Source organism: Micromonospora sp. CA-240977 (assembly GCF_050942285.1).
In the GTDB taxonomy this organism is placed as follows: domain Bacteria; phylum Actinomycetota; class Actinomycetes; order Mycobacteriales; family Micromonosporaceae; genus Micromonospora.
Window position 1 is genome coordinate 4,816,981 of sequence record NZ_CP192055.1, and the last position, 9,556, is coordinate 4,826,536.

At 71.3% G+C, this 9,556-nt stretch carries 8 protein-coding genes; 4 read left to right on the forward strand and 4 right to left on the reverse strand.

From position 1 onward, the window contains the following. Positions 1-17: 17 nt before the first annotated feature. Complete coding sequence (locus ACQPWW_RS21890) at positions 18-908, reverse strand: ABC transporter ATP-binding protein (RefSeq protein ID WP_433125143.1); 891 nt, start codon at positions 906-908, stop codon at positions 18-20. A 226-nt stretch (positions 909-1,134) separates the two neighbouring features. Between ACQPWW_RS21890 and ACQPWW_RS21895 the strand changes: the two genes are divergently transcribed. Together ACQPWW_RS21895 and ACQPWW_RS21900 are read left to right on the forward strand one after the other, a co-directional pair. After that, the gene (locus tag ACQPWW_RS21895) at positions 1,135-2,817 is read left to right on the forward strand and encodes a histidine kinase (protein WP_433125144.1); all 1,683 of its coding nucleotides are present in this window, start codon (positions 1,135-1,137) and stop codon (positions 2,815-2,817) included. A gap of 40 nt (positions 2,818-2,857) precedes the next feature. Then, positions 2,858-3,517 carry a response regulator gene (locus ACQPWW_RS21900; RefSeq protein ID WP_433125146.1) on the forward strand — a complete coding sequence of 220 codons (660 nt, stop codon included), beginning with the start codon at positions 2,858-2,860 and terminating at the stop codon, positions 3,515-3,517. A 32-nt stretch (positions 3,518-3,549) separates the two neighbouring features. Here ACQPWW_RS21900 and ACQPWW_RS21905 read toward each other — a convergent pair whose 3' ends face one another. From ACQPWW_RS21905 to hppD, 3 genes are read right to left on the reverse strand one after another with little or no spacing between them, the layout of a single operon-like run. Continuing rightward, entirely contained in the window at positions 3,550-4,848 is a 1,299-nt protein-coding gene (locus ACQPWW_RS21905; RefSeq protein WP_433125148.1) for a PLP-dependent aminotransferase family protein, read from the reverse strand. Beyond that, entirely contained in the window at positions 4,845-5,984 is a 1,140-nt protein-coding gene (locus ACQPWW_RS21910) for an alpha-hydroxy acid oxidase (RefSeq protein ID WP_433125149.1), read from the reverse strand. Before ACQPWW_RS21910 ends, ACQPWW_RS21905 begins: the two co-directional genes overlap by 4 nt. Continuing rightward, the gene (gene hppD / locus ACQPWW_RS21915; protein WP_433125150.1) at positions 5,981-7,051 is read right to left on the reverse strand and encodes a 4-hydroxyphenylpyruvate dioxygenase; all 1,071 of its coding nucleotides are present in this window, start codon (positions 7,049-7,051) and stop codon (positions 5,981-5,983) included. Before hppD ends, ACQPWW_RS21910 begins: the two co-directional genes overlap by 4 nt. Positions 7,052-7,381: 330 nt before the next feature. Between hppD and ACQPWW_RS21920 the strand changes: the two genes are divergently transcribed. Then, positions 7,382-9,130 carry a fatty acyl-AMP ligase gene (locus ACQPWW_RS21920; protein ID WP_433125151.1) on the forward strand — a complete coding sequence of 583 codons (1,749 nt, stop codon included), beginning with the start codon at positions 7,382-7,384 and terminating at the stop codon, positions 9,128-9,130. Between the two features lie 49 nt (positions 9,131-9,179). Further along, entirely contained in the window at positions 9,180-9,464 is a 285-nt protein-coding gene (locus ACQPWW_RS21925) for an acyl carrier protein (protein ID WP_433125152.1), read from the forward strand. The last annotated feature ends 92 nt before the right edge of the window (positions 9,465-9,556 follow it).

A 9,556-nucleotide genomic window follows, 5' to 3' on the forward strand; every position in this document is an offset into this window, starting at 1 on the left:
TCCCGGCCGGCGTCGCGTCAGGCGTCGGGCCCGGCCGTCGCGAGCTCCGCGTAGGCACGCTCGAACGACGCCAACTCCATGGTCAGCTCGTGCACCAGCACACCGAACCGATGGGCGAGCTCACCAACCTCCTCCACTGTGCCGCCGCGTACCCGCAGTTCGTCGGCCGACGGCCGGTCCACGTGAAATCCGTCCGAGATCAGACGGTCGGCCAGCAAGCCCGCCTGCGGGGTGCGGATCCGCACGGGGCCATCGGAGCTGCGGGCGATGACGTCGGCGGTGCTCATGTCGGCGATGACCCGGCCGCGCCGCATGACGATGACGTGCTCGGTCAGGTCCGTCACCTCGTTCAACCGGTGTGTGGTCACCAGCACCACACGGCCCTGCGCAGCCAGCGTCCGGAAGAGCCCACGGGCCCAGGCGACGCCCTCCGGATCGAGGCCCTCGGTCGGCTCGCGCAGCACCAGCACCCGCGCATCGCTGAGCAGGGCGGCGGCGATACGCAGCCGGCGTCTGGTGCCCCGGCAGTAGTCACCGACGCGATCCGCGGCAGCTCGGCCCAGCCCGGCGAGTTCGACGACGTCCTCGACCCGGCACGCCGACACGCCTGTCGATCGGGCCGCCCGCACCAGGTACTCGCGGCCGTCGCGGGCGCTGTCGCCGGGCCCGATCACCGGCGAGAAACCCACCGCACGCCCGGACGACGGCGTGGCCGACGAACTGCCGCCGAGCAGAACCTGGCCCTCGGTCGGCTGGGACAGGCCGCAGATCAGGTCGAGCGTGGTCGCCTTGCCCGCGCCGTTGGGCCCGAGAAGACCGGTGACCCTGCCCGCCGGTACCTCGAACGACACCCGGTCCACCGCGACCCGCGCACCGAACCTCTTCGTCACCTCGCGCAGGACTATCATCGCGCGTCCCCTCCCTGCCTGGCACATCCGCTCGCCTGCGGGTACCGCGAGGATAGGGGCGCCGGGCGCCGCGAGGGACCTGCCGAACGTCGACCGTCAACCCCTAGTTCCGCCGGGGGATCCGCCCGCCGGTCGACCCAAACCGCAGGTCACCACGGCAGCCCGTGGGCCCCGACCGGGTCGCGCGCTTTGACCTCGTTCGATCGGCCTCGGTAGCATCGTTGCCGTGGACGAGCCACGCCCGCGTCGGACCCGAGCGTTGAGCCGGATCCGCACGATCGCGCACCGTCTGCGCACCAGTCCACGGATCGTCGACACAGTGCTCTATGTCTGCCTGCTCGGTGTGCTGGTGGCAAACGCGAAGAGCCTCGCCGCCCGTCCCTGGGAATACGTGACGGCGCCGGTCCTCATCGTCGGCGCGGTCACCCTCTCCCGGATTCGGCCGGCCTGGTCACTCGCCCTCGCCGCCCTGTCCGGTACGTCGTACCTGGTGAGCGCCGGCGGCTCGCCGGAGTGGCCGATCGCCCTCATGATCGTTATCGGTTACCTGGCCGGGCGCCGGTCGGCCGACCATCGCGGCGCCCTGGTCGGGCTGAGCGGCGCACTGACCGTCGGTCTGCTGATCGCCCTCCTGACCGGGACGCCGAGCCGCTGGCTGAGCATGGCGCTCACCGTGCTCGGCGCCGCCGCCGTGCCGTGGCTGGCCGGACGCTACCGGCGGTTGCGGGCCGACCTCGCGTACGCCGGTTGGGAACGCGCCCACCAACTGCACCGTGAGCAGCGGATCCGCACGGCCGAGGCGCGTACCCGCGAGCGGGCCCGGATCGCCAGGGAGATGCACGACTCGCTCGGCCACGAGCTGAGTCTCATCGCGCTGCGGGCCGGGGCGTTCGAACTCGACGACGGCCTGGACGAGCGGCAACGCCGAGCCGCCGGCGAGTTGCGGGCCACGGCCGTGGCCGCCACCGAGCACCTCCAGGAGATCACCACAATGCTCCGCGAGGGGGACGGGGTGGCCGGCGACGCCGCGGTCCCCACCGTCGCCGACCTCGTCGCCCGGGCACGTGACCTCGGAGTCCCGATCTCGCTCGACGAGACCGGCGAGACCACGGGCCCGGTCGGCGGCGCCACCCCCATCGCGAGCGACCCGCGAGGCTCCGGCCTCACGCCGATGGCTGCGCACGCGCTGCACCGCGTGGTGCAGGAGGCGGTCACGAACGCCACCCGCCACGCGGTCGGGCTCCCGGTGTCCGTCCGGCTCCACCGCACGGCCGACGAGGTGACGGTGACGGTCACCAACCCACTCCCGGCGACCTCGGCGCGGGTCCCCGGTCCGCATTCCGGCCAGGGTCTGCTCGGCCTGCACGAGCGGCTCCGCCTGGCTGGCGGCACTGTCAGCTCCGGGCCCCGCGACGGGGTCTTCGAGATCAGCGCCCGGCTGCCGATCGGCGCGCGGCCCGTGCCGGCCCACCGGATCGCACCCGAGCCGACCGACGACCCTCCGGAGCAGGCCGTCCCGACGGCCGGCCCCCTGCCCGGGCTGCCCCAGGCGGAGCGGCGCATGCGGCGGAGGCTGCTGGCCGCCGCCGGGCTGCCCGCCGCCGCGTTCGGCGCGCTCGGGGCCGTGCTCCTCGGCTATCACCTGCTCACCGTCGTCAACACCGCGCTCGACCCGGCGGACTTCGACCGACTGGAGGTGGGGCAGCACCGCGACGAGTTCACCGGATCGCTCCCCCGGCGCAGCATCAGCAGCGCCCCTCCCGTGCTGAGCGAGCCGCCAACGCCGGCCGACGCGCGCTGTGAGTATTATCTGACCAACCGCAATCCCCTAGTCATCTCCAGTGACATGTTCCGGCTCTGCTACACGGGCGACATTCTGGTGACCAAAGACAGGCTCACCCGGTCGTGACTCCGGTGGTGGATCCTCGGGAGACGAGCGAGGAGCCCCTGTGATCACCGTCCTGCTGGCCGACGACGAGTTGATGGTCCGCTCCGGCGTCAAGGCGATCCTGTCCACGCAGGACGACATCGAGGTCGTGGCCGAGGCGCAGAACGGGCAGGACGCCGTTGAGCTCGCCCGTCTCCACCGGCCCACGGTGGCCCTGCTGGACATCCGGATGCCCTATCTCGACGGGCTGGCCGCGGCTGCCCTGCTGCGTGACGAAGTGCCGGAGACCACCGTCGGCCTGCTGACCACGTTCTCCGAGGACGACCTCGTCGCCCGGGCGTTGGACGAGGGTGTCGCGGGCTTCCTCCTCAAGGCCGCCGACCCCCGTGACCTGATCGCCGGCGTCCGCGCGCTGGCCAAGGGTCAGACGCACCTCGCCCCGAAGGTCGTGGAACGGCTGATCAGCGAGGTCGCGGGCGGGCGGATGGCCCGCGGGATCGCCGCCCGCGAACGGATCGGCAACCTCACCCAGCGCGAGGCCCAGGTCCTCACCCTGCTCGTCAAGGGGCTGTCCAACAGCGAGATCGCCGAACGGATCCGGCTGGCCGAAGGCACCGTCAAGACCTACGTCAGCACGATCCTGCTCCGCCTGAACGCCAAGAACCGCGTGCAGGCGGCGATCCTCGCCTACGAGGCGGGGTTGGTCGGCGACGACGACTGATCCGGGCGGCCCGTGGCACGGCCGTGGCTGGATCAGCGGGCGGCGTCCCGGATGAACCGTGCGAGCCGACCGATCCCGAGCTCGATCCGCTCAGGCGTGAGGTAACTGCAGGCCAGCCGGATCATCCGATCGCCGCGATCGTCCAGGTAGAAGTACCGCATCGGCGTCCAGATCACGTCGTACTCCCGCGCCGAGCGGGCGAGCACCGCCTCGTCGGCGGCGAACGGCACGGTGACGGTGAGGAAGAAGCCGCTGCCCGGTGTGTTCCAGGCGACGCCGAGGCGCTCCCGGTCGGCTGACGGGAACTCCCGCTCCAGCGCCCGCCTCAGCACGCGCATGTTCTCCTGGTAGCGCTTGGCCGCCGTGGCGTTGGCCTCGCGGAGACCGCCGCCATGCGTCAGCAGCATCCCCGCCACCGCCGCCTGGCCGAGACTCGACGTGTTCACCGAGACCATGCTCTTGATCCGGGACAGCTCGTCGGCGAGGAGACCCTCGCGCCCGGCACCGCGCACCCGCTGGTCCGCCACCACGTACCCGACGCGGGCGCCGGGGAACGCGGACTTGGCGAAGGACCCGAGGTAGACGACCCGGCCGCCCCGATCCAGCGCCTTGAGGGTGGGCAGTTGTTCATCCGCGAACAAGCCGTACGGGTTGTCCTCCAGCAGCAGCAGGTCGAGGCGCTCGGCCGCGGCGAGCAACGCCTGCCGAGCCGCCGTCGGCAGGCTCTCGCCACTCGGGTTGGCGCAGTCCGGTACCACGTAGAGCGCGCGGGCGCGGCGGCCGGTCGCCGCCAACTCCCGTACCGTGCGCTCCAGGACGGCCGGGTCGATGCCGTCCGCGGTCCGGGCGACCGGAACCACTGGGATGTCGAGCAGGCGGGCGGCACCGGTGACGCCCACGTAGCACGGGTTCTCCACAAGCAGCACGTCCCCCGGCCCGGCGAACAGCGCGCGCAGGGTCACCAGCAGCGCCTCCTGACAACCGGTCGTCACCACGATCGCCTCCGGCCCGACGCTGATGTCCTCGTCGACGCGCAGCATGTCGGCGATCAGTGGGCGGATCTGACCGGCGGTGTCGCCGTACTGGAAGAGCGCCCGCCGCACCTCGTCCTCGGAACGGCCACCGTCGCGCAGGTGCCGCACGTAGGTGTCGATCCACCCGCTGATGTCCGCGACGTCGAAGTGCTCGTCGAACGGCCGGCCCGGGCCGAACGAGACGGCCTCCGGGTATCGCGAGGTGATCTCGTTGAGGAACGTCATCGTGTCCAGCAGCGGATCGACGACGCTGGCGTGCAGCGATCCGGTCGGCAACACGTGCGGGCCCGACGTCATGTCGTCTCCTTCGATCGCACCGGCCGGTGGTCGTCCCAACCGAAACCGCCGGCCCGGCCGGTGCTGACCGCCGTGGTGTCGATCCGGTCCACCGCCGCCCGGCCGGTGAGCAGCATCGTCTCGGCCAGTTCCTCGACGAGCAGCGACAGGACGTCGCGGACGCCGGCGGCACCCGAGACCGCGAGCCCGTACATCGCCGGCCGGCCCACGAAGACCGCCCTGGCGCCGAGGGCGAGCGCGGCGAAGACATCCGCGCCACGGCGAACGCCGCCGTCGAGGAAGACCGGGCACCGGCCGTCCACAGCGGCGGCCACCTCCGGAAGCACCTCCAGCGTCGAGGGCACACCGTCGAGCTGCCGCCCGCCGTGGTTGGAGACCAACACACCGTCGGCGCCGGCCGCCACCGCCGCTGCCGCGTCCTCCGCCGTCAGCAGACCCTTGACCAGCACCGGCAGGCCGGAGACGGCCCGCAGCCGGTCGACCACCGACCAGTCCAGCCGCGTGTCGAACGTCTGTCGACTGTGCTCGGCGGGATGGTGCGTGCCGCCGTTCACCTGGGCGTCGAGGTTCACCGGGCGGATGTGCGACGGCACCCGGAACGCGTTACGCAGGTCCCGCAACCTCCGGCCGAGCCGCGGCGTGTCGACGGTGAGCACCAGGGCGCGGTAACCCGCCGCCGCCGCCCGGCGGGCCAACGCCTCGGTGACCGGCCAGTCCCGGAAGACGTAGAGCTGCAACATCAGCGGTGCGGACGCCTCCGCCGCGATTCGCTCCAGCGTCTGGCTGGCGAACGTGCTCACCACTACCGGAAGTCCCAGCTCTCCCGCCGCCTTGGCCACGCCCGTCTCACCGTCGAAGTGAGCCAGTTCGTGGTAGGCGAGCGGAGCGACGCCGATCGGCGCGTTCCAGATGTCGCCGAGGACCCGGACCGTGAGGTCGGGTTCCTCGACACCGGCAAGGACGCGGGTGCGCAGCCGAACCGTGTCGAACACGGCGCGGTTGGCCGCGACAGTACGCTCCTCCCCCGCCCCGCCCGCGATGAAGTCCCAGACGTCCGCCGGCAGAGTGCGCCGCGCACTGTCCTCGTAGTCGGCGAGGGACAGCGGTCCGGCCCCACCACCGCCGCCGTCGGTCATCGCGCGGCGGCCTGCTGACTGCGTTCCACGGCCTCGTAGAGCGCCTTGATGTTCGCGCTGCCGAAGCCCCGGGCACCGTCGCGCTGGATCAGCTCGTAGAACAGGGTGCGCCCGCCGTGTGGGGCCCGGGTGAACAGCTGGAGCAGGTATCCCCAGGAGTCCCTGTCGACAAGGACGTTGGTCCTGCGCAGGTCGTTGATCCGGTCCCCCATCGCACCCACGCGCTGCTCGAGCATGTCGTAGTACGTCTCCGGGGTGCTGAGGAAGTCGACGCCCCGGGACCGCAACTCGCCGACCTTGGTGACGATGTCGTCGACAAGGAACGCCAGGTGCTGCACGCCGGCGCCCCCGTGCGCCGTCAGGAACTGGTCGATCTGGCCGGGACGCCGGGTGGGATCGGGCTCGATCAGGGTCAGGGTGATGCCGCCGGTCTCGTTGCGCACCACTATCGAATCCATCGCCTGATCGCCGACCTGGATGAACTCGGAGGAGTAGTACGGCGTGCCGAACGCCGCGTCGTAGAACGCCACCGTCTGCCGCAGGCTGCCGGCCGGCAGGCACACCGCGACGTGGTCGAGGGCGAGCAGGTCGCGGGGAACGGGTTCGGCGTCCGGCAGCGGTGACCACCGCCGGTCCGGGGGCATGACGCCGGCCGGGTCGGTGGCGGTCACGAGGGTGTGCCGCAGCTCGCCGAAGCCGGAGACGACGGCGTACGACGTCGGGTTGTCGGTGTTGTGCGACGGACGTGGTGGCACCAGGGCGGCGGCCCCGGCCCGGGTCGCCCGCTCGAAGTCGGACTGGACGTCGTCGGTGGTCAGCGCCAGATCGGCGATCGAGTCGCCGTGCCGCTCGACGTAGGCGGCGACGGGGCCCTCCGGATCCAGCCCGACAGTGACAAGCATGGTGACGGCACCGTTGCGCAGCATCGTGGATCGCCGGTCGGGGGTGCCGGTCTCCGGCCCCGCGACGGCGACGGGCACGAGCCCGAAGCAGGAGGACAGATAGTCGACCGCCTCGGCCTGATCAGCGACGAAAAGCTCGGCATAGGCGATGGCTTGTGGTGACATGACTGCTCCAGACGGATCAGTTCGGAGAACAGGAAAGAGCGGTCGACCCATTCGCCGCGACAGATTGCGGCGAGCAACGGAAACAATCTTAGAGCAGTGGTATATAAACCCAATATCACCTCCGTATTATGCCCCTGACCTGCGGTTATATCCGCATTGACGGTCCGCCGAAGCGGCTGATACGTTGGCTCCCGGTGCGCGCCGAGGGCAAATTTGCGTCAATGCGGTAAACGGCTTGGCAACAGCAGGACGGGTGCACTCTAATTCGGGCCGGCGGCTGGTTTTCGCAGTCGTTCGGACGTCGGTTCGTCCGCTGAGATGGGGAGTGCCGTGCGCAATGTGAGGGACGCCGCGAACATGACGTCGGTCCTGGCCGAGCTGGCCCGGACCATCCCGGACCGGGACTCGGTCGTCTACGTCGACGACCCGTTCGGCGACGCCGACAACCGGGATCCCCGGCTGTCCTACCTCGAGCTGGACGCGGCCGCCCGCCAGCTCGCCGCCCGGCTCCGGGAGCACCTCGTGCCCGGCGACCGCGCCCTGCTGCTGTACCCCTCGGGCCTGGACTTTCCGGTGGCCCTCTTCGCCTGCCTCTACGCGGGGGTGATCGCCGTGCCCGCGCCGGTACCGGGCCGGTACCGGCACGAGCGGCTACGACTCGCCGGGGTGGCCCGCAACGCCGGCGCGCGGCTGGTGCTTACCGATGCGGAGAGTCGACAGCTTGTCGAGCAGTGGCTGGACGCGGAGGAGCTGACCGAGCTGACGGTGCTGGATTCGGCCGCCACCGCCGATGCTCAGCCGGCACCCGACGACACCTGGCCAGTGGCGACACACCGGACGCCGGCGCTGTTGCAGTACACCTCCGGATCGACCGCCGCCCCGAAGGGCGTGCGGATCAGCCACGGGAATCTGCTACGCAACGTCGACACCATCGCGCGGACGTTCCCGGTCCGGGAGGGCCGGCGGTACGCCGGGTGGATCCCGCTCTTCCACGACATGGGGCTGGTCGGCCTCATGCTGACCGGCATCCTCACCGGACGGTCGATGGTCCTGATGCCGCCCTCGGGTTTCCTGCGCCGCCCCCACCTGTGGCTGCGCACCATCAGCCGATACCAGGTGGGTGCCTCGGCCGCCCCCGACTTCGCGTACGACCTCTGCGTCCGCCGGATCAAGGACGAGCATCTCGACGGCGTGGACCTGTCCTGCTGGAGCTACGCGATCAACGGCTCCGAGCCGGTCCGGGCCGCCACCCTCCGCGCGTTCAACTCCCGCTTCGCGAGCGTCGGGCTGTCCCCGCACACAGTCGTGCCGTGCTTCGGCATGGCCGAGGCGACCCTGCTGGTCTCCGGCACCGCACACCGGACGGTCCGAACCGTGCACGCGGACGCGGCCGCCCTCGAGCTGCACGAGTTCCTGCCGGCCGGCGACGGCCCGGTCCGGGAGCTGGTGAGCTGCGGCGCGCCCCGGGACATCGAAGTCCGCGTCGTGGATCCGTCCACCCACACCGTGCTACCGGAGGGTCGGATCGGCGAGCTGTGGCTCAACGGCGCCACGGTCGCCGACGGGTACTGGAACGACGAGACGGCCACCGCACGCAGCTTCGGCGCGATGCTCGACGGCCGGCGCTACCTGCGCACCGGCGACCTCGGCTTCCTGCTCGACGGCGAGCTGTACGTCACCGGGCGGATCAAGGATGTGCTGGTCATCAAGGGCCGGAACCTCTACCCGCAGGACCTGGAACAGACGCTGCGCGCCGAGCACAGCGAGCTGAGCGGGTCGGTAGGCGCCGCGTTCCTGGTCCCGGCCGCGAACGGAGCCGACGCCGAGGAAGAGTTGGTGGTCACGCACGAGGTACGGGGGCGGCTCGACGGCGAGCGGCTGAGCTCGCTGGCGGTCGACATCCGGCAGACCGTGGCCCGTGAGTTCGGGCTGTCCGTGGCGCACGTGGCGCTGCTTCGTCCCGGCGGTGTCTCCCGCACCACAAGCGGAAAGATCCAGCGCGCCGCGGTGCGCCAACTCTTCCTCAACGGTGAGTTGGCATCGATCTACGCCAACCGCGTGGGCGTGGGGCCCGCCTGAGCAGGTACCACGCCCGACACCGGAGCCGATCGTCATCCAGGAGGAAGAATTGTCATCCGATACCGCCCTACCCGACACCGCCGCCGTCATCGAGTGGCTCCGGGAGCGGCTCGCCGCACCGCTGCGCATGCGTCCGGAGCAGATCGACCCCTCGACACCCTTCGCCGAGTACGGTCTCGACTCGATCGGGGCGATGAGCGTCAGCGTCGAGGTCGAGGACCACTTCGGTGTGGTCCTGGAGGCGAGCGACCTGTGGGACAACCCGACGGTGGCCTCCCTGGGCGCGCTGGTGTCCCAACGGCTCACGCCCGGGACGGGCTCGCTGGCCGGCTGACCGACGGAACGTGATCTGCGTGCCGCCCGGCGGCACGCACCTTTTCGCATGTCCACCCGCACGGCGACGGCCGCACGATTGCGAGGATTCAG

Excerpts from the sequence above, each read along its gene's own strand:
- ACQPWW_RS21910 (WP_433125149.1), bottom strand. The coding sequence starts at position 5,984 with ATGACCGACGGCGGCGGTGGTGGGGCCGGACCGCTGTCCCTCGCCGAC.
- ACQPWW_RS21905 (WP_433125148.1), bottom strand. The coding sequence starts at position 4,848 with ATGACGTCGGGCCCGCACGTGTTGCCGACCGGATCGCTGCACGCCAGC.
- hppD (WP_433125150.1), bottom strand. The coding sequence starts at position 7,051 with ATGTCACCACAAGCCATCGCCTATGCCGAGCTTTTCGTCGCTGATCAG.
- ACQPWW_RS21890 (WP_433125143.1), bottom strand. The coding sequence starts at position 908 with ATGATAGTCCTGCGCGAGGTGACGAAGAGGTTCGGTGCGCGGGTCGCG.